The organism is Flavobacterium sp. C4GT6 (genome assembly GCF_036347315.1).
Classification (GTDB): domain Bacteria; phylum Bacteroidota; class Bacteroidia; order Flavobacteriales; family Flavobacteriaceae; genus Flavobacterium.
The window spans coordinates 34,777-55,139 of record NZ_JAZGZU010000014.1; the positions used below are offsets into that span (position 1 = coordinate 34,777).

Annotated in this window: 21 protein-coding genes and 1 tRNA gene; 11 read left to right on the forward strand and 11 right to left on the reverse strand. The window is 36.0% G+C overall.

Annotation, left to right across the window (positions count from 1 at the left end; genetic code table 11):
- The 3 genes from V3Z67_RS14480 to V3Z67_RS14490 all read right to left on the reverse strand — a co-directional run bounded on the left by V3Z67_RS14480 (position 1) and on the right by V3Z67_RS14490 (position 4,129).
- Entirely contained in the window at positions 1–1,692 is a 1,692-nt protein-coding gene (locus tag V3Z67_RS14480) for a DUF6909 family protein (protein WP_330443990.1), read from the reverse strand.
- Between the two features lie 85 nt (positions 1,693–1,777).
- A complete protein-coding gene (locus V3Z67_RS14485) occupies positions 1,778–3,256 on the reverse strand; it encodes a GH3 auxin-responsive promoter family protein (protein ID WP_330443991.1) in 1,479 nt (492 codons plus the stop codon).
- Positions 3,257–3,262: 6 nt separating this feature from the next.
- Positions 3,263–4,129, reverse strand: a complete 867-nt coding sequence (locus V3Z67_RS14490; protein ID WP_330443992.1) for a M23 family metallopeptidase — start codon at positions 4,127–4,129, stop codon at positions 3,263–3,265.
- A gap of 187 nt (positions 4,130–4,316) precedes the next feature.
- Here V3Z67_RS14490 and V3Z67_RS14495 point away from each other — a divergent pair, with 187 nt between their 5' ends.
- The gene (locus V3Z67_RS14495) at positions 4,317–4,523 is read left to right on the forward strand and encodes a Sec-independent protein translocase subunit TatA/TatB (protein ID WP_442902270.1); all 207 of its coding nucleotides are present in this window, start codon (positions 4,317–4,319) and stop codon (positions 4,521–4,523) included.
- A gap of 58 nt (positions 4,524–4,581) precedes the next feature.
- Here V3Z67_RS14495 and V3Z67_RS14500 read toward each other — a convergent pair whose 3' ends face one another.
- Together V3Z67_RS14500 and V3Z67_RS14505 are read right to left on the reverse strand one after the other, a co-directional pair.
- Positions 4,582–6,702 carry a Tex family protein gene (locus tag V3Z67_RS14500; RefSeq protein WP_330443994.1) on the reverse strand — a complete coding sequence of 707 codons (2,121 nt, stop codon included), beginning with the start codon at positions 6,700–6,702 and terminating at the stop codon, positions 4,582–4,584.
- 33 nt (positions 6,703–6,735) lie between these two features.
- A complete protein-coding gene (locus tag V3Z67_RS14505) occupies positions 6,736–7,302 on the reverse strand; it encodes a helix-turn-helix domain-containing protein (protein WP_330443995.1) in 567 nt (188 codons plus the stop codon).
- A 159-nt stretch (positions 7,303–7,461) separates the two neighbouring features.
- Here V3Z67_RS14505 and V3Z67_RS14510 point away from each other — a divergent pair, with 159 nt between their 5' ends.
- Positions 7,462–8,202 carry a hypothetical protein gene (locus V3Z67_RS14510; RefSeq protein WP_330443996.1) on the forward strand — a complete coding sequence of 247 codons (741 nt, stop codon included), beginning with the start codon at positions 7,462–7,464 and terminating at the stop codon, positions 8,200–8,202.
- A gap of 6 nt (positions 8,203–8,208) precedes the next feature.
- Here V3Z67_RS14510 and V3Z67_RS14515 read toward each other — a convergent pair whose 3' ends face one another.
- The 3 genes from V3Z67_RS14515 to V3Z67_RS14525 form a co-directional block, all read right to left on the reverse strand.
- On the reverse strand, positions 8,209–9,123 hold the full coding sequence (locus tag V3Z67_RS14515; RefSeq protein ID WP_330443997.1) for a cation diffusion facilitator family transporter: 915 nt from the start codon (positions 9,121–9,123) through the stop codon (positions 8,209–8,211).
- Between the two features lie 15 nt (positions 9,124–9,138).
- On the reverse strand, positions 9,139–9,567 hold the full coding sequence (rpiB, locus tag V3Z67_RS14520; protein ID WP_330443998.1) for a ribose 5-phosphate isomerase B: 429 nt from the start codon (positions 9,565–9,567) through the stop codon (positions 9,139–9,141).
- A gap of 626 nt (positions 9,568–10,193) precedes the next feature.
- Complete coding sequence (locus V3Z67_RS14525; protein ID WP_330443999.1) at positions 10,194–10,433, reverse strand: DUF2007 domain-containing protein; 240 nt, start codon at positions 10,431–10,433, stop codon at positions 10,194–10,196.
- A 118-nt stretch (positions 10,434–10,551) separates the two neighbouring features.
- On the opposite strand from V3Z67_RS14525, the gene rnr reads away from it, so the two are divergent.
- The 4 genes from rnr (at position 10,552) to V3Z67_RS14545 (ending at position 14,984) form a co-directional block, all read left to right on the forward strand.
- On the forward strand, positions 10,552–12,741 hold the full coding sequence (gene rnr / locus V3Z67_RS14530; protein WP_330444000.1) for a ribonuclease R: 2,190 nt from the start codon (positions 10,552–10,554) through the stop codon (positions 12,739–12,741).
- A 21-nt stretch (positions 12,742–12,762) separates the two neighbouring features.
- Positions 12,763–13,425 (forward strand): head GIN domain-containing protein, encoded by a 663-nt coding sequence (locus tag V3Z67_RS14535; RefSeq protein ID WP_330444001.1) that lies wholly within the window; start codon positions 12,763–12,765, stop codon positions 13,423–13,425.
- Positions 13,426–13,555: 130 nt separating this feature from the next.
- Positions 13,556–14,206, forward strand: a complete 651-nt coding sequence (locus V3Z67_RS14540; RefSeq protein ID WP_330444002.1) for a GIN domain-containing protein — start codon at positions 13,556–13,558, stop codon at positions 14,204–14,206.
- Between the two features lie 91 nt (positions 14,207–14,297).
- Positions 14,298–14,984 (forward strand): LysE family translocator, encoded by a 687-nt coding sequence (locus tag V3Z67_RS14545; protein WP_330444003.1) that lies wholly within the window; start codon positions 14,298–14,300, stop codon positions 14,982–14,984.
- 58 nt (positions 14,985–15,042) lie between these two features.
- Here the strand turns inward: V3Z67_RS14545 and V3Z67_RS14550 are convergent.
- Together V3Z67_RS14550 and folB are read right to left on the reverse strand one after the other, a co-directional pair.
- Positions 15,043–15,117, reverse strand: a tRNA-Cys gene (locus V3Z67_RS14550).
- Between the two features lie 135 nt (positions 15,118–15,252).
- The gene (gene folB / locus V3Z67_RS14555; RefSeq protein WP_330444004.1) at positions 15,253–15,612 is read right to left on the reverse strand and encodes a dihydroneopterin aldolase; all 360 of its coding nucleotides are present in this window, start codon (positions 15,610–15,612) and stop codon (positions 15,253–15,255) included.
- Between the two features lie 114 nt (positions 15,613–15,726).
- On the opposite strand from folB, the gene V3Z67_RS14560 reads away from it, so the two are divergent.
- From V3Z67_RS14560 to V3Z67_RS14575, 4 genes are all read left to right on the forward strand, one after another.
- A complete protein-coding gene (locus V3Z67_RS14560; RefSeq protein WP_330444005.1) occupies positions 15,727–17,412 on the forward strand; it encodes a glutamine--tRNA ligase/YqeY domain fusion protein in 1,686 nt (561 codons plus the stop codon).
- Positions 17,413–17,711: 299 nt separating this feature from the next.
- Complete coding sequence (locus V3Z67_RS14565) at positions 17,712–18,041, forward strand: YtxH domain-containing protein (RefSeq protein WP_035131719.1); 330 nt, start codon at positions 17,712–17,714, stop codon at positions 18,039–18,041.
- 8 nt (positions 18,042–18,049) lie between these two features.
- Entirely contained in the window at positions 18,050–18,406 is a 357-nt protein-coding gene (locus V3Z67_RS14570; protein WP_330444006.1) for a phage holin family protein, read from the forward strand.
- Between the two features lie 2 nt (positions 18,407–18,408).
- The gene (locus V3Z67_RS14575; RefSeq protein WP_330444007.1) at positions 18,409–18,648 is read left to right on the forward strand and encodes a DUF6327 family protein; all 240 of its coding nucleotides are present in this window, start codon (positions 18,409–18,411) and stop codon (positions 18,646–18,648) included.
- 33 nt (positions 18,649–18,681) lie between these two features.
- Here V3Z67_RS14575 and V3Z67_RS14580 read toward each other — a convergent pair whose 3' ends face one another.
- Entirely contained in the window at positions 18,682–19,662 is a 981-nt protein-coding gene (locus tag V3Z67_RS14580) for an SPFH domain-containing protein (protein ID WP_035131724.1), read from the reverse strand.
- A 121-nt stretch (positions 19,663–19,783) separates the two neighbouring features.
- Here V3Z67_RS14580 and V3Z67_RS14585 point away from each other — a divergent pair, with 121 nt between their 5' ends.
- A complete protein-coding gene (locus tag V3Z67_RS14585; RefSeq protein ID WP_330444008.1) occupies positions 19,784–20,359 on the forward strand; it encodes a hypothetical protein in 576 nt (191 codons plus the stop codon).
- The last annotated feature ends 4 nt before the right edge of the window (positions 20,360–20,363 follow it).

The following is a 20,363-nucleotide window of genomic DNA, read 5'->3' on the forward strand; positions in this document are numbered from 1 at the left end:
TTATGTGACATTAAATATTTGTTCTAAAATTTTAATTGTAATTAAATAAGTAGGTTTCACTCCCGTTGTTCCTAATCCCCCCGAAGCAAGTGTACTACCTGTTTCAAGCGGATTATCTGACGCATAATAGGCATACCTTACCTTTACATCAGGGTTAATACTCCTGCGTATTTTTGAGGCCGACTGTATGGCTTTTTGATAATAGGCTCCTTCCATCTCCAGGCCTATAACACCCCAGGTAGATTCGTTAAAAAATTTAAGCAAGTCCCTGTTTTGAAGTGATGTACCTAAAACGGTTACCATAGCCCCGGTATAAACCGGTATGCCTTGTCCTTCCAATAGCACTGCTTTTAATTCGTTTTCAAACGGATAATTATCTCCTGTACCTTCGTTTATATGTGCCGAAGGAATCATAATATCACCCTTATTACCCTCAAGTATACCAGCTTTACCCATTATGGATACCGATTCAACATCAAGGAAGGTTTTTGATTTATGCTCCTTAAAAGGTTTTAGCAGCTCATCAATAGTTTCATAGGCCTGCTCACCAAAAGCATAATCCATTACTATTAATACAGGCTTTACTTCGCCCTGAACGCCATTTTTAAACGGTGTTCCTGCGAAATCAATTGCTGCCGTATCAAATAGCTGTACGTCTATATTAGTACCCGATGTATCGGGGATAAATATCATTCCGTTTTTAAGAGCTTCTTCTTCAATTCTTGCTCTTTGTTCTCCGTTACCGGTTTTACTTAACTCTTCATAAATAAAGTAATCAGGTTTACCCTTAAATTCTTTACTTAATACCTTTTTGGCAAAAATAGAGTTCATCACACTGTGCATATTAGCACTTATAATGTGAATAGGCCTTTCCAAAAGCCCGTTTTGTTTAAGGATGGTTTTGATATTGTTTGCCCAAATCTCACCATGAATATGATGCCCTAACCGCTCCCTTAAAATAGGACTAAAGGTTATCGTTCTTTTTGCACCACCCATAGCTTCATCTATAGCCAGTTTACCCAGCCAATATATTATATGCAAAAACCTATCGGGCATTTCTGCCGAACCAAAAGCATCATAAATATCCAATACTTCCGAAAATGTTCTTCCCAACACCGAAGACACATGCGAAATGGCTTTTTCTCTTTCTTCCAGTGTAAGCTTCTTTTTTTTCTGAAGCACTATTTGTTCCAGCCTAAACCAGTCGTGGGTAATTTCGCCGTTATCGTCTATAAGTACCCTGTCTTTTATTTTATGCGATTCGATAAAAATAAAAGTAAGGTGGGTAAGTATATCATATATATCAGATCTGCCTCGGGTAATTTCCACGTTCATCTGCTCGTCATCAATACGATAGCAGTTTCTTCGCCTTTTAGGTGGCACTATGGCCTTAAAATGTGATTTGGAATATCCTTCGTCTGATGTAAGGCTTATAAAACGGCATTGTTCTATACCTATAGGTAAACGCTCTATAACATATAACAGTCCGTTAAGTTCGGCCTTCTCCTCTGCTATCGACCCGTAAATTTCGGGTCTTAAAAGCAAAAGTGCTTCCCTGAGGGTATCGCCCGATACTCCCATGGGCTTATAAAAACCACGGTTTAAAAGATGGCGCATTGTAATATACAAACGCTCAATTGCTGCAGAAGATTCCTGCGCCTTGGATCGGGATGTATTCTTAATGCCCTGCATAATCTTTTAGTGTTTTAAGGCAAATGTAGGATTTTATTTTTTACTTATGTTAAAGCCTGTATATCCTGTTAATTAACAAACGGGGTTACAGCGCATCTGCTATTTTTCTGTCGTTAGAGAGTCTTGGCAGTTTATTTTGTCCGCCCAGCTTCCCTATTGATTTCATATATTTCTGGAAACCGTTTTTATCCACTTTAGTAATTACCACTGTACGCAATATATTACCCGATATCAAATCGTCATAATACACATTTTGTTTTCTCATGGCCTTATCAATAGCCAGAGAAAATGCATTCATATCTGTAGGCTCTTTCTCAAATTCAATAAACCATTCATGGTATGGTAAACCGCTATCCGGATTAATTTGCGGAGCTACTGTAAATTCGTTTACACGTACATCTGTACCTTCCATTGCTTCCTTGAGTGCGCTTTCCACTTCCTTGCCAATAACATGTTCCCCAAAAGCCGATATATAATGCTTTATCCTTCCGCTAACTATTATCCTGTATGGTTTAGTAGATGTAAACTGTATTGTATCGCCTATATTATATCCCCATAAACCGGCATTAGTAGAAATAATCATTACATAGTTAATACCCAGTTCTACCTCGCCAATGGTATAGCGTTTAGGATGCTCACTAAAAAACTCATCTGCTTTTATAAACTCATAAAATATACCCGAGTTTAGCAGCAGGAGCATTCCTTTTGCATTCTGTTTATCCTGATAGGCAAAAAAACCTTCCGAAGCCGGGAACAGTTCAATACTGTCTACCTTTCTCCCAATAAGATTTTCAAACTTAGCCCTGTATGGCTCATAATTTACACCACCATATATAAACAGACTGAAATTTTTAAATATCTCGCCTACCTTTTTATGTCCTTTTTTCTCCAGCCTTTCAAAATACATTTGTACCCAAGATGGTATTCCCGAAATAACCGACATATCCTCATTGTAGGTCTCTTCCACTATGGCATCTACCTTTTGTTCCCAGTCTTCAATACAGTTGGTTTCCCAGCTTGGCATGCGGTTACGTTGCAGGTAAGCCGGCACAAAATGTGCCACTATACCCGAAAGGCGCCCAAACTTAATCCCGTTTTTCTCCTCCAGCTCAGGGCTTCCCTGCAGGAATATCATTTTACCGTCTACAAATTCGGCTTTACCTGTTTCATTAATATAATGTAGTATGGCATTTCGGGCTGCCTCAATATGATAAGGCATGGACTCTTTTGTTAACGGAATATATTTTGCCCCCGATGTGGTACCCGATGTTTTGGCAAAATAAAGTGGTTTACCCGGCCAAAGTACATCTTCCTTACCTTTAACCACCTTTTCCACATAAGGTTTTAAGTCCTCATAATCTCTTACAGGTACATGTTTTGCAAAATCAGCATGCGAACGTATGCCTTCAAAATGATGATCTTTCCCAAAATTGGTTTGTGCTGCTTTTGCAATAAGCATTTCTAAAACCTTTTGTTGGGTTTCTACAGGTTTTTGAACCCATTTTTGGGTATCGTTGTATATTTTTTTTGCAAATAGTTTTGCTGCAAACGATTTTATAGACATAAGTTCTTATTCAAAATCAATAAACTGGGTTGGGTTAATAGGATAACCGTCTTTCCATAATTCAAACTGCAGGTGTGCTCCTTTATCAGCATCTTCCGATGTTCCTGCCATAGCTATTACCTCACCCGATTTTACTACATCACCCTGTACTTTTGTTAAGGATGAAGCTTTTTTATATGCCGAGATAATACCGTCGTTATGACGAATGATAATCACATTACCCTGTATAGGAGTCCAGTCTGAAAATAATACTGTACCGGATGCTACCGATTTTATCGGTGTATTAGCCGCAAGCATAATATCTACCGAGAAGTGTTTGTCCTTCGCATTATAATTCTCTATAATATGTCCTTTTGCAGGTGCAAATAAAACCAGGTTTACTTTCGGTTGCGCCTTTTCAAACAGATTATACTTGTCTTCCAGTGCTACCTGTTCCCTTAATTTAAGTTCGGCCTCTTTTGGTGCCAGGTCTACATTAGCATCGTTATGTTCGGCAGCAATTATAGAATCCCTGTTAAGGGCAGCATGTTCAATATCTCCCGTTAATACTTTTCTTATGGAAGCCAGATAAATGTTATTCTCATCTAATACCTTTTGAAGCGAATCCGACTTTATGGCATTATCAATAGCATCTTTTTTCAGTTTAGAAGAGGAGTAACCCGGTATATACTCCCTTAAAGGAGTAAATGCAATTATATAGGTTGTAAGGGCTATCATAACGATACTAATTAACGTTAGCCCTACAAAAACATTCATTAAGTTAAGCTTTAAGGAAAATATTTCCTCAAAGGAATCTTCATTTAATATTACAAGGCGGTTTTTTGTAAAGAGTTTCTTCCTGATTACCTGCCTTTTACGCTTTTTGCCCGACATATTTCCTGTTTAATTCACAAATATACTAATACCATATGCTCCTGCAATACGGTATTTTAGCTAAAAATCTTTAAATTTCTCTACTTTAACGCAAACCAATACTAAATATTTGCCGTAAATAGTTATTGTAAATTATTTTATATTTAACTTTGTCGAAATAATCATTTTATTTATTGTAATTATGAACATGTTAGCAATTTTTTTAGGAATGGTAGGATATGGCCAAATAGCTATTGTTGTGGTTCTAATCATACTATTGTTTGGTGGAAAGAAAATTCCTGAATTAATGAGAGGCCTTGGATCTGGTATTAAAGAATTTAAAGATGCAGCGAAGGATGACCAGCCGGCAAACTCAAAAAATGAACAATCTCAAAAAGAAGAAAATAAATTATAATATTTGTTTCTATACATAAAAAACCCTCTAAGCAGTGCTTAGAGGGTTTTTTATTTTTTTACAATACCATGGTAAGCTGTATTCTTTTTCTGGTCTCATCTACCTCAAGTACCTTAACTTCTACATGTTGATGTAGTTTTACCACCTCATTCACATCACTCACAAAACCGTTCTTTAACTGGGAAATATGTACCAGTCCGCTTTCTTTGATACCTATATCCACAAAACAGCCAAAATTGGTAATGTTATTCACAATGCCCGGTAATATCATCCCGGTGCGCAGGTCGTTAATAGACCTTACGTTAGGATCGAACTCAAACACCTTGGCCGACTTCCTTGGATCAAGTCCCGGTTTTTCAAGCTCCTTTAAAATATCCTTAAGTCCAAGGACCCCAACATCTCCGGTTACATAATTATTTAACGGAATTTTGGCAATTGCCTCTTTGTTAGAAACCAAATCGGCAGTTTTAAGCTTCATATCCTTAGCCATTTTTTCCACTATACTGTAAGCCTCAGGATGTACAGCCGAATTATCAAGCGGGTTTTTAGCATTCGGGATTCTTACGAAAGCCGCCGCCTGCTGATAGGCCTTATCCCCCAGTCTTGGTACTTTTTTAAGCTGTTTCCTGTCTTCAAACGGACCATTCTCACTACGGTAGTTTACTATATTTTCGGCAAGCTTCTCTCCTATACCCGATACATATCCTAACAATGATTTACTCGCCGTATTGATATTTACACCTACCGAGTTCACACAGCGCATAACCACCGTGTCCAGTTCGTCTTTAAGTTTACCCTGATCCACATCGTGCTGGTACTGCCCCACACCAATGGCTTTAGGCTCTATTTTAACCAGTTCGGCAAGCGGATCACTCAGCCTTCGGCCTATAGATACTGCTCCCCTAACGGTTACATCATAATTAGGAAATTCATCCCTTGCTATTTTTGATGCCGAATATACCGATGCCCCTGCTTCGCTCACTACAAATACCTGTACCGGCTTATCAAAAGCTATTTTTTTAATGAAATGTTCGGTTTCACGCGATGCCGTTCCGTTACCTATAGAAATAGCATCTACCTTATAAGCATTTACCATAGAACGTATTTTTTTCATGGCAATGGCTGTCTCCTTTTGCGGCGCATGCGGAAATATAGTCTCGTTATACAACAGGTCGCCCTTCTCATCAAGGCAAACCACCTTACAGCCTGTACGAAACCCCGGATCTATAGCCAGTATGCGTTTTTCGCCAAGTGGCGGAGCTAACAACAGCTGACCCAAATTTCCGGCAAAAACGCCAATAGCGGTTGCATCGGCTTTTGCTTTGGCTTCCTGCAATACCTCGTTAGAGATAGCCGGAGCCAGCAGGCGCTTGTAACTGTCCTTTATTGCCAGCTTTAGCTGGCCGGCGGTTTCGCGGTTGTTTTTAATAACCGACTGCTCCATAAAATCGATGGCCTCATCACTGTCTATATCTACTTTAAACTTAATGACACCCTCGTTTTCGGCACGTAATATAGCCAGTACCCTGTGTGACGGCGCTTTAGCCAGGTTTTCACTCCAGTCCAGGTACTGCTCAAATTTTTTAGCCTTTTCCTCATCGGCACCTTTAACCTTTTTAGTAGTTATCTCTGCCTTGCGATTGTACATCCGCCTTAGGTTTTTACGGATGTACAGGTTTTCGTTTACCCATTCGGCAATAATGTCGCGGGCACCCTGTAGTGCATCATCTTCATTTGCCACTTTATCGTTAAGGTATTTTGATGCTATATAATCAATATCATCGCTGTTTTGTGCCATGATGATTTTAGCCAAAGGTTCCAGTCCGTTTTCACGGGCGGTGTCGGCTTTTGTCTTTTTGCGTTTTTTGAACGGAAGGTAAAAATCCTCCAGTTCGGTCATATCAAAGCTGGCATCAATTTTCTGCTTTAAATCGGGCGTTAGCCCGTTTTGCTCCTCAATACTCTTTAAAATTGCTTCTTTTCGCTTTACAATAGCTTCAAAGGCCTGGTTTAGCTTGGCTATCTGTTCTATTACCACCTCATCAAGATTGCCCGTCCTGTCCTTTCGGTAACGCGCAATAAAGGGAATAGTACAGTCTTCACTTAGCAGTTGTAATGTATTTTCTATGCTTTTTACAGGGGTGGTAACCTGCCCCGAAATGAATTGGATGTTTGTCATTATTCAAAAATATGAACTACAAACATAGTATTCTTATTTCATAAATTTAATTGGTGCCGGCCAGAAGTTTTTAACCTCACCCTTGCTTACCCTAATGGCAGCATATACCGGATATAGGAAATTAAAAATACCTACAGCTACCATAAGCCCTACAAATACAAATGCATTAAACGGCAGGTGCATTATTTTGAAAAATACAAATGTGAACAACAGTATATAGAAACAAACCGTCCATACGATCTGGAAGTTAATTATGTTTTTACCCTGTGCCGATACCGAAACAATCCTGTCCTTTTTATTGAGCCATAAAATAAGCGGAAGGATTATATTACCCAGTGGTATAAATACCGAACTCATAACCGAAAGATGCATATATACCAAATAGGTTCTGTCTTCAGTTTTACCATAATCTACTAAGTCCTCAATATTAATTTCGAGTGCCTCACATATCCCTTTAAGGCTGTTGCCGCGCGGTTCGGTTTCGTCTTTTTCAATACGCTGTAATGTGCGTAAATTTATCTTAGCGCTCTCGGCTACCTCTTCCTGAGTTAAGCCTTTTTGCTTTCTTATTTCGGCAATTCTTTTTCCAATGGTTTCCATAATTTTTTGATTTAAAGTTATGGGACAAAATTATTTACCAAGGTAGGCATTTGATAGCGGTTTTACTACGGCATTTTTACGGCATTTGTGTCAAAGGGTTGAAAAATAAGGGTTTTATATATTTATGAATTTTGTATGTTTATAAAAATTTACCTTACCATGAAAAAAGTAATATCCTTTTTATTCAAACCTTGGTGGAAACCTTTGGTTTGCTTTGCTATTACATTTTTACTTCTTTTTATAAATCCATTCATACCTTATGAAACAACTTTAAATATAACACTTTTACTCTTTTTTCTTGGTCTTTTATTGATTTTTATTTCTGTAATTGTTTTGCTTGTAAATAAAAAATGGAAGCATGCTTTTATAAATTTCATGGCTTTTATGCTTGGCATATTTTTTATTCCAATATTAAGCTTATATGTGTTTTTTTATCTACAAAATATGCCCGATAATTATGCTAATAACTTGGAGATACCAAAAAATATAGAGATAGAAAAACCTCAAAATGAAAATTTTTCTCCTACACTAAAAGATACAGTTTATACTTTTGATAAGAGAATTTGTGACTTTAATATACATAATGGTATGCAACCCGGTATATATAGTTATAATGTATTGTTAGGAAACATTGAAAAAGGCACTATATATCTTAAGGCTTATGAAATTACACATAATGATTCCTTATCTGCCGAAAGTTTAAAGCAAAGTAGTTCCATTATAGTTGAAAATCATTCAAATTCATTAAAAAACTTTTATATGACAGATGATTTTACAATTTATGAAGGAGACTGGGGATATCCTTATGCAGCCCGTTTTGAAGTATGGTTTAAACCTGAAAACGGAACCGAAAGAAAATTAACTGAAAAAAACTATATAATTGAAGGATGGCAACGATAAAGTTTCCTAATCCTGCACAATAAAATCCTTAGGATCTTCCTTTTTAAACTCAGGTTGTATGTTAACGTGGTTAATACCAAATTTATCATACACTACCTCTTCTATTTCCTGCAACAGTATATTAAACTGCGATAGCGTAATATCATGTGTACAGTCTAAATGCGCTTCCAGGTGCAGCTCCTCTTCGTTTAAGTGCCATACATGGATATGGTGCAGTTTATTAACACCCTCAATTTTGTGGACTTCCCTAACTATGGCTTTAATATCTATAAACTCGGGCGTAAACAGCATGAGCATTTTTGTCGACTTTATTAACAGGTCTACCCCTACCACAACCAGGTAAATGGCAATAATAAGTGTAAGCACGGCATCTACCCAATACATTTCGAAATAATGCATCATGAGTCCGCCTACGAGCACGGCTATAGATGCCATCATGTCTGTTAATAAGTGTAGGTAAGCCGATTTCATATTCAGGTTATGATTGGCATCCTTTTTTAACAGCAGTACCGAAAGTCCGTTTGCCACAATACCCAGTATGGAGAACCAAATTACAAGCCCCGGCTTAATAATAACCGGATCAAAAAAGCGTGTAATAGCCTCATAAATAAGATAAAAGGCAACAATAACAAGGGTAAGCGAATTGACAAAAGCCGCAACCAGTTCTGATCGTTTTAACCCAAAGGTTTGGGATATGGTGGCTTTTTTACGGGAAAGTTTATGTGCCACATAACTAATTACCAGCGAAAGGACATCGCTAAAGTTATGCAGCGCATCTGAAAGCAAAGCCAGGCTGCCGGAAATTATCCCTCCCACAACCTGGGCTATTGTTATTAGTGTATTGAGCAGTATGGAAAAAAGCAGATTTTTCCCTTCAATTTCATGCTTGTGTATTCTATGATTATGATGGTGCCTGCTCACTACAATTTTATGTTATTAACAAGGTATTTTGTTTACTCTGTTTTGGTGTCTGCCGCCTTCAAATTCGGTATTTAAAAAAGTATCTACCATTTCAACAGCCTGCTGTATAGAAGTGTACCGTGCCGGTATACTAATAATATTAGCATCGTTATGTTGGCGCGCCAGCGCCGCAATTTCTTTAATCCAGCAAAGTGCCGCTCTAATTTTCTGGTGTTTGTTAACACTCATGGCAACACCGTTACCGCTACCACATATAATAATACCAAAATCGGCAGTACCGTTTTCAACATCATTGGCAACCGGGTGTACAAAATCAGGATAGTCTACACTGTCAAAAGTGTCTGTACCATGGTTAATAACTTCTATACCCTTCTCTTCCAGGTACTTTACAATAGCTTTTTTGTAATCAGGACCCGCGTGGTCGTTACCTATTGAAATTTTCATACTTTAAAATGTATTTATAAATAAACTTATTGCTGCAAAGTTACCAAGATTTAGGCATCTGTAATATTATTAAAAGGGTTTTTATGTTTTATGCCTGATTTTCAGTATAGTTACGTTTTATAAATATGTTAAAATATTGAATTGTTAATAGAATATGTAAGTGTACTGAAAACTAAGTAGTTAAATTTTAACAGTTATTGTTAATAAGTTAACAACAGAAAAAAGAAAGTTTTTTAAAAGTGTAACGATAAATTTTGTAATCAAAAACCTAACTTTTAAAACCAAATTTATTTCTTAGAATTTCTTTGAAAGTTATGAAAAGGTTAACAGGGGTTATTAACAGTAATCAACAGCGTAAGTTTTCAAACAAAACAATTAAAAAACAATAATTAACCATTGTTAATAACCTGTACCTTATTTTTAGGAAAACCTTTATTACTAATTATTTACAATTTCTTAACTTTGTTGATACCTTTGTATAAAATTGTATAACTCGCTGAAAAAACAAATTAGCCAAAAGTTATCCCTACTATTAACAAGCAATAATAACCATCATTTAATTTTTAAAATTTTAAAAAAGGCTTTATTGTTTTTAATGTATGTTGAAAACCTTAATAACTTTTACGCTATACAATTTTGAGATTATTTGAGTCTTCTAAGTTTTTGAGTATCTCTTTTACGGTATCTAAGTCGTTAGTGTGAACTTTGAGTTTGATTCCGCCCAGGGCATGGGAGTAAAGCGGAGCTATGGCTGTAATGGTTTCGTTCTCGAAATAGAAGTTTATTCCGGCTTCTGTTAATAAGTGCTTCAGGATGGCTATTTCGTGCGGATAGCTAAACACGGCGGCTGTGATAAAGTCCTTCATACGTAAATGAGATTCAGTATTCTCCGTATAAATTTAGTAAGTAAATAGTTATTATTTCATTAATTGTACTAACTATTCTATAAGTAATTCGTAATTTTCAGCAATATTTAAACTATATATGAGTAAAAAAAGAAACGGAAAACCGTCTGTGAAAAGGGAAAAAGACTTTTCCAGGAAAATTTTTAAAATACTCTCTAAAGATCCAAATAAACTATTTAACTACAAGCAGATAGCTGCTGCACTGGAACTAAACGATACCAAAAGCAGAAACGAGATTATTAAAGAGTTGAAATTTCTTGCCTCCAAAGAAACGATTGAAGAAGTAGAGAGAGGCAAATACAGGGTTGTATCTAAAGCCGATTATATTGAAGGCAAGATAGATATGACCAGCAGGAGGACTGCCTACTTTGTGAGTGATGAACTTGAAGACGATGTATTTATACCTACAGGTAACCTTAATAAAGCCCTTGACGGCGATAAGGTTAAGGTATATATTTATAACCGTAGGAGAGGGAGAAGACCTGAAGGTGAGGTAGTTGAGATTATTGAAAGAGCAAGGGTAGAATTTGTGGGAGTTATTGACATCCAGAAGAACTTTGCTTTTGTGAGTACGGCAAACCCTAAAATGTATACAGATATTTTTATTCCTAAAAACAAACTGGGCAACGCTCAGGACGGGGATGTGGTACTGGTAAAGATAGACGACTGGCCTGCGAAGGCAGACAGTCCTTTTGGAGAGGTTTTAAGAGTACTTGGACGCCCTGGTGAACACAATACCGAGATACACGCTATTTTGGCCGAATACGGGCTTCCTTACGATTTTCCTGTAGATGTTGAGGCGTATGCTCAAAAGATTGATACTTCTATCAAGGAAGAGGAAATTGCTAACAGGAGGGATATGAGAAAGGTATTAACCTTTACCATTGACCCTAAGGATGCTAAGGATTTTGATGATGCACTATCGTTCCAGGTACTGGAAAACGGTAACTATGAGGTAGGTATCCATATTGCCGATGTATCATACTATCTTGAAGAAGGTACGCTACTGGATGAAGAAGCATTTAACAGGGCAACATCGGTATATCTGGTAGATAGGGTAGTACCTATGTTACCCGAGGTACTGTCTAACTTTGCGTGTTCACTAAGACCGCATGAGGAGAAATATACATTCTCTGCAGTGTTTGAAATTAATGAGAAAGCAGAAGTTGTTAACCAATGGTTTGGTCGTACGGCTATTTATTCTGATCAGCGTTTTGCTTATGAGGAAGCTCAGCATATTATTGAAACCAAAGGAAATACCATTCCTCAGGAAATATCATTAACAGGGGAGGAGTATCAAATAAACGGTGATATACAGCATGCTGTTATTAAGCTAGATGAGCTGGCTAAAATATTACGCAGAAAGCGTATGCAGCATGGTGCAATTTCGTTTGATAAGGTAGAAGTAAAGTTCCACCTTAATGAAGCTTCCGAACCTACCGGTGTGTACTTTAAAGTAGCTAAAGATGCTAATCACCTTATTGAGGAATTTATGCTATTGGCCAACAGGAAAGTGGCAGAATTTATTGGTAAGCAACAGCCTAAAAAGACTTTTGTATACCGTATTCACGATGAACCGGATGAAGATAAACTTTTTAACTTACAGTCGGTTATATCAAAATTCGGTTATAATATCAACTTCAAGTCAAAAGATTTGATATCTAAATCGCTTAATAATCTTTTAGCTGAAGTTCAGGGTAAAAAAGAACAAAACCTTGTGGATACACTGGCTATTCGTAGTATGAGTAAGGCAAGATATTCTACTGATAACATAGGTCATTACGGACTGGCGTTTGATTATTATTCGCATTTTACTTCACCAATTCGTCGTTATCCTGATGTTATGGCACACAGATTGTTACAGCATTATCTGGATGGGGGTAAATCTGTAGATGAGCAGGAGTATGAGGAGAAATGCAAACATTCGTCAGATATGGAAAACCTTGCAGCTAATGCCGAACGTGACAGTATTAAGTATATGCAGGTTAAGTACATGCTGGATCATAAAGACGAGGAGTTCTTAGGTGTAATATCGGGTGTTACCGAATGGGGTATATATGTTGAGATCGTTTCAAACAAATGTGAAGGCATGTGTCGCATAAGGGAAATAAACGATGATTATTACACTTTTGATGAAAAACAATATGCTTTAGTAGGGCAGGTTAGCCAGAATTTATTACAGCTGGGGGACGAGGTTTACGTTAAGGTAAAAAATGCCGATTTGGTGAAAAAGCAGCTTGATTTTCAGTACCTCGGTAAGAAAGAGTAATCAATCAAAAATTAATATATCATGAAAAAACTAATTGTGGCTTTATTGCTTTTTTCGGGTAGCCTGTTTGCTCAGGAAACCAGAAATCTGGGGGATTTTTCTACCGTAAAGGTATTCGACCAGATTCATGTTTTAATGGTGAAATCAAATGAGAACAAGATTGTTATTTCAGGTCATGATTCTCAGGATGTGGAAGTTGTAAACAAGAAAGATGAAGTAAAAATAAGAATGAAGTTTTCCAAACTCCTTCAGGGTGATGATATATCGGTTACATTGTATTACAAATATGTAGACCAGGTAGAAGCCAGTGAAGGTGCTTATGTTTCATCTGAAGATACTTTTAAAGCAGTTGCCTTTGAGCTTAATGCAAAAGAGGGAGCTCAAATTAAACTGAATCTGGATGTTGATAAACTTAAAAGTAAAATTAAATCGGGTGCTATAATAACCATTAACGGTAAGGCTTCTAACCATGATGTTAGTATTAATTCGGGAGGTATTCTAAACTCTAAAGATCTTAATACAGCCCAAACTTCTGTAAGTATAACAGCAGGAGGGGAGGCCGATGTTTTTGCTACTGATTTTGTAGATGCTAAAACTACAGGAGGTGGTGATATTGATATTTATGGTGATCCTAAGCAGGTAAACAAAACCAATAATATAGGTGGCAATATCAATGTTATGTAACTAATTATCTGATTAAAAATAATATATCCCGATAAGCCGGTAAGGTTTATCGGGATTTTTTTTAGCTTAACTGTAACAGTTTGATATACAAACCTGTCTTTATGTAAATGATCAACTAATTTTAAAGGACATGAAAAAGTTATTCTTAATTGCAGCAGTTGCAGTATTTCAGTTTGCAAATGCACAAAAAACAGTAGAAATTAAAAGTTTCAGGGAACTTGCCATAAGTGGAAATCTAGAGGTAAGAATGATTGAATCTTCAGAAAATAAATTGGTTATTGCTGAAGGTGAAGATACATTACAGGTAAATTCTGATGAAGGCGATCTTGCTTTAAGTAATTCGGGTTCTACTGCAGAAGTAGTTATTTATTTTAACGGACCTATTGATGAAATTGCTCTTTCGGGACCAATAGAAATGTTAGTAAAAGGTACAATCACTTCAAAGAATTTACAGATAAGTGTTGATGGCGGTACCGAACTGAACTGTTCTGTTTATGCCGAAAATATGAGTGTGGCAGCTTCTTCTGGATCTGAAATTATATTAAAAGGTGATGCTAAACAACTGGATATTCATGCTGCAAGTGGTTGTGAACTTAATGCCAGTAAGCTTAAAACAGAAAATACAGCAGCTTATGTAGCATCGGGCGCCGAGGTTTCTGTTTATGCCACCGGTGTGGTAAATGCAGTAGTAGCATCGGGTGCTGAATTAGCTATACACGGTAACCCTAAAAAGGTAAATGAAACTAAGGCAAGTACTGCTGAAATTACCATTGTAAAATAATTAGTATCCCTTTGATTTACATTTATCTTTAGTACGGTTGTTTTTATTTAAAAATTTAAAATAGTAACTTGCATCACTATAATTATAGTTGATGTTACAGGATATTTTAAGCGCCGTATCTATAGGTTTCATTTTAAGTATTATGCCGGGAGCAGTTTTTTTTGTACTGCTGGAAACCAGTGTAATTAAAGGTTTTAGAGCTGCATTGGCATTTGATCTTGGTGCTATATTTTCAGACATTATTTTTATTCTTATAGCTTATTTCAGTAGTTATAAATTACTTCAAAATATTAAAGATGAGCCTGCCTTATTTACTTTTGGCGGGCTCATTATGATTACATACGGTATCATTTCATTTATCAAGATCAATAAATCGGCTAAAAATGAGATTATAGATGATACCTCCCGTGATATTATTAAGAAGAACTATTTCAGCCTGTTTGCAAAGGGTTTCCTGCTTAATTTTATTAATATAGGTGTATTGGGATTCTGGCTGGCTATTATCATCACTTGGGGACCGCAATTAGATTTAGATCCAACCAGAATATTTATATTCTTTACTGCTATTATATGTACTTATCTGTTAATTGATATTGGTAAAATTATGTTGGCAAAACAGCTAAGAAGTAAACTTACCATGAGTAACATTTCTAAAATAAAAAAAGGTATAAGTATCATCCTTATGATATTTGGATTTGCTCTATTAATACAGGGCTGGTTTCCGGCAGAAAAGAAACTAATGGACGAGGCTTTTGACAAGCTGGAGAATAAAAAATAACTGATTAAAAATCTACATAAAATAAAAAAAGCTATCATGAAAATGATAGCTTTTTTTGTGGAGGCATCGAGCGGATTCGAACCGCTGTAGCAGGTTTTGCAGACCTGTGCCTAAGCCCCTCGGCCACGATGCCCTTTTGGTTATGGTTGGCAAATTTACATATATTTTGCAGTAACGCAAGAAAATTTACCAGTAAAATTAAACTTTATACAAAGTTATCGCAATATATAATGTTTTATTTTAGTATAAGTTATTATTAATGAAAAGTTTAGGTACGGTACTCTTCAATTTGTACAGTTACCGCCTGTACATCCCCACCAATAGGGGGATTGATTTTAGAAACTCCCACAACAATTCTTGAAACCGAAGGTATTTCATCAAAAACGCGCTTTACAATTCTTTTAGCTACATGCTCTAAAAGTTTAGATCGAATAGCCATTTCTTCCATAACTATTTTGTTAAGATGAACATAATCAACGGTATCAGTCAGTTCATCAGTCTCCATTGATTTTCTCAGGTCGGCTTTTATTTCAAGATCAACACTGTAGTCAGAACCTATTTTACTTTCTTCCACCAGGCAACCGTGGTAAGAAAAGGTACGTATATTGGTAAGTTTAATAATTCCCATAGCAAGTATAAAATATTGCTGTAAAAATACAATTTCTTAGTCTTTTATAGTGTTTTAAATATTCTAAAAAAACCGTCTTTTTTAATACCTTTGCAATCTTATTATTAACAGGATATGTCGACCAGAGAAAGATCATTAAATTTTATAGAGGAGATAATTGAGGAAGATTTGGCAAACGGAATGAACAGGGAATCCCTGCGTTTTCGTTTTCCGCCGGAACCAAACGGATATTTGCATGTAGGGCATGCCAGCTCTATATGCCTTAATTTCGGATTGGGATTGCGTTATAATGCACCGGTTAACCTTCGTTTTGACGATACAAACCCTGCCAAAGAAGAGCAGGAGTATGTAGACGCTATTAAGAAAGATGTAGAATGGCTTGGATACCAATGGGCCGAAGAGCGTTATGCATCTGATTATTTCCAGCAACTATATGATTGGGCTGTTGAACTTATTAAAAAAGGTTTGGCTTATGTTGACAGTCAGTCGTCTGAGGAGATGGCAAAACAAAAGGGAACACCATCTCAGCCGGGTAGCGAAAGCCCATACAGAAACCGTTCTGTAGAAGAAAACCTGGAGCTTTTTGAACAAATGAAGAATGGTGAATTCCCGGAAGGTACTCATGTTTTAAGAGCTAAAATTAACATGGCTTCTTCAAATATGCTTATGCGTGATCCTATTATGTACAGGATACTGCACAAGCAGCACCACCGTACAGGTAATGACTGGAAAATATACCCAATGTACGACTGGGCTCACGGCGAAAGTGATTATGTAGAATCTATTTCTCATTCGCTTTGTACGCTTGAATTCCTTATGCACAGGGAGTTATACGATTGGTTCCTGGATCAGATTCATGATAACAAATCCATGCGCCCTAAACAGCGTGAATTTGCCCGCAGAAACCTGAGTCATACAGTAGTAAGTAAGCGTAAATTGCTTCAACTTGTACAGGAAGGTCATGTTACAGGATGGGATGATCCAAGGATGTCTACCATATCAGGTATGAGAAGAAGAGGTTATACTCCTATGGCTATCAGGAACTTTGCCGATACTATTGGTATTGCTAAGCGTACTAATCTTGTAGATGTTTCTGTATTGGAGTTTTGTGTAAGGGAAGACCTTAACAAAACTGCACCAAGGGTTATGGCTGTTTTAGATCCGGTTAAGCTTGTTATTACTAACTATCCTGAAGGACAGGAAGAATGGCTTGATGCCGAAAACAATCCTGAAGACGAGAGTGCAGGTTTCAGAAAAGTTCCTTTTTCAAGAGAATTATATATTGAAAGAGAAGACTTTATGGAAGAGGCAAACAGAAAGTATTTCCGTTTAACGCTTGGTAAGGAAGTACGTCTTAAAAATGCTTATATCATTAAAGGTGAAAGTGTTGTAAAAGATGCTGATGGTAACATTACCGAAATTCACTGTACTTATGATACTGACAGTAGGAGCGGAAGCGGTACTGAAGCCAGTCTTAGAAAGATAAAAGGTACTATTCACTGGGTATCAATACAACATGCTCTTGAAGCAGAAATAAGGATTTATGACAGGTTATTTACCCACGAAAATCCTGACGGTGATAAGGAAATTGACTTTAAGAGTTACCTTAACCCTAACTCGCTTGAGGTTATAAAAGGATATTTGGAACCAAGTTTAAGTGAAGCTAAAGATGGTGACCGATTCCAGTTCCAACGTTTGGGATATTTTTGTGTTGACAGAGATTCTACAGCCGAAAAAATTGTTTTCAACAAAACAGTTGGCTTAAGAGACACTTGGGCAAAATTAGAAAGTAAAGAATAAAGGATATAAATATTATCTATTAAAACTCCGAATAACATTCGGAGTTTTTTATTATATATAATTACTATTATTATGGTAATTATTATAAATGACTACTATTAAAAATGATCTACATAAATTAATTGTAACACATTTTTTTTTGTAGGAAAGGTAATTGTAAGGTACATGCTGTAAAACTGCTTTATATCTCGTTAATTTAAATTTGTGTTTTATTTAGCCTTCAATTAACTACACATTAACATCCTACAAATGTTAAAGTCTTTACCTTTATAATTATTAACCTAAAAATTCAATAAATTATGGCTGGTAAAACAGAAACAGCAGTAGCTGTACTAGTAGGAGCTGCAATAGGTGCCTGTGTAGGAATTTTATTTGCTCCGGATGAAGGATCAAAAACCAGAAAAAAAATAAAAGATGGTTATGATCATAAAAGAGATGAAATTAAAGATAAGCTTCATGAAATTTCTGAACAGGTAAAAAGTAAGTTCGGACATTCTCAGGCAGACCTTCAGTCTGGGCTTGACCATTTGGTTGAAACAGTTGAGCAAAAGAAGGAAGATATCATTGCTACACTTGAGAAAAAATTAGAAGAGCTTAAAGGAACGGCAAAAGCTGCTGCAAACAAATAATTAGTTATATGGCATTTGAGGAAATAAAAGAAAATGCTGAGGATTTAAAAAACCAGGCAAAGGAGTTACTGGATGCTAATGTACAGTACTACAAGCTATGGGGTTTTAAAATCCTCATGAAATCAACATCTATGATGCTTAAGGTTATACTTTTAGGCATAATGTTGTTACTTGTTGTTTTATTTTTCTCGATAGCCGCGGCAATCGGTATTGGTTATGCCCTAGATAATATGGCCTACGGATTCCTTATAGTAGGCGGTATTTATTTAATACTGGCCATTATAGTATACTATTATCAGGATAAGATTACCGAGGGACCTTTACTGGCTAATTTTTCACGAATATTTTTTAAAGATTACGATTAGCCATGAAATCAAAAATATACAATAGTTACGAAGAGATTAATAAAGATCTTAGAATACTAAAGGTTGAAAAAGATCTTGCGTACCATAAGTTAATCAAGGAAGTTGAAGAAACTAAAGAAAGCCTTCAGCTTAAAAATATAATAGGGGATACACCAAAACGGATATTAAACATTCTTGGTTTATTTGCCGGCCCTTTAAAAAGCCTGGCATTAACCATGTTGTTTAAAAAGATATTTAAATAAAAAGAGCGGCTTACTTAGCCGCTCTTTTCTATTTTAATCTTCGTCGTTATCAAAGTCAGTTTCAGGTTCTATGTACCTGTTAGAATCGTCATCTTTCTTCTTTTTTGAAGCATTTTTCATCGCTTCACCTACTTGGTTTGATGCCGTAAATGATGCTACCATATTGTTTAGCATATCACTACCTGCCTGTGGTGAGTTAGGTAAAAGGATAAGGTTAGAGTTAGTATCGCTACCTATAGACTGCAGTGTATCATAGTGTTGTGTTACAACAATAAGTGCCGATGCTTCCTGAGAGTTGATACCTACTTTGTTAAGTACATCAACACTTTCTACAAGTCCTCTTGCAATTTCACGTCTTTGGTCGGCAATACCCTGTCCCTGTAATCTTTTGCTTTCTGCCTCAGCTTTAGCTTTAGCTACAATACGAATTCTTTGTGCTTCCGCTTCATATTCTGCAGCCGATTTTTCCCTGTCGGCAGCATTAATACGGTTCATCGCATTTTTAACCTGAATATCCGGATCAATATCGGTAATAAGGGTATTGATAATGTCATAACCATAAGTGGTCATTGCATCGTTAAGTTCTCTTTTAACTGCAATTGCAATATCATCCTTACGTTCAAAAACATCGTCAAGTTTTAGTTTAGGTACCTCTGCACGAACAACATCAAATACGTATGATGTGATTTGATCGTGTGGATATTCCAGCTTATAAAAAGCTTCATATACTTTTTCCTGAATAACTTTGAACTGTACTGAAACCTTCATTTTTACGAATACATTCTCTTTGGTTTTGGTTTCAATAATTACGTCAAGCTGTTGAATTTTAAGATTTATTCTTCCAGAAATCTTGTCTATTAAAGGTACTTTCCAGTGAAGTCCGGCATGACGTATACTCCCGAATTTACCAAATCGCTCTATAATAGCAGCTGTTTGCTGTTTAACGGTAAAGAATGATGATAGAAATAATATGAATACTATAAACAGTAATACATATAAAAAAACGTTTCCCATGATTAGTTGATTTATTTTTGTTAAGATACGACTATTAGTATAATAAAGAAGCCTCTTGTTACAGAGGCTTTCAAATTTTATAATATATTTTATATTTGCAGGAATATTCTTAAAATTTATTATGAAAAAGGTTTACCTGTTTTTCCTATTACTTTTTGGTTTTATGACCTATGGACAAAATTCATATTTGATTACGCAAAAAGATGAAAAGATTATTATTAATGATAATAGCTTTTATATCTATTTAATTGACAAAAGAGTAGGTTATAGATTACCTGGAATAGACTGGCAAAAATATGTCAAATTTAAAGACTTCAAATACTTTGTACTGGGTGAATACTTATTTAAAACATTTTACATTGATGGTAATAAAAAGCCATCTGCATATTATGTACTGGCAGAATCTAAGAATAAGAAGCTTGTTTGTATTGTTAAGACAGTAGTAAAAAAATTATCTAGTATTGATTATGTTACCTATTTAATTCTGGATGAAAATGACAATACCATTTTAGAATCTACTTTTACTGAGAGACTAAATGATGAAAATAATGAAAAGAGAAATGAAGCTGTAAAAATGATTAAAAATCACTTTAATGATTGTACTGAATTAGTAAAAAAACTGAATGAATATTCTCGTAGTCAGGAGCTTATTATAGATTTTTTTATTCATCCTGTTTATTTTGACTGTAAAAACTAATTTA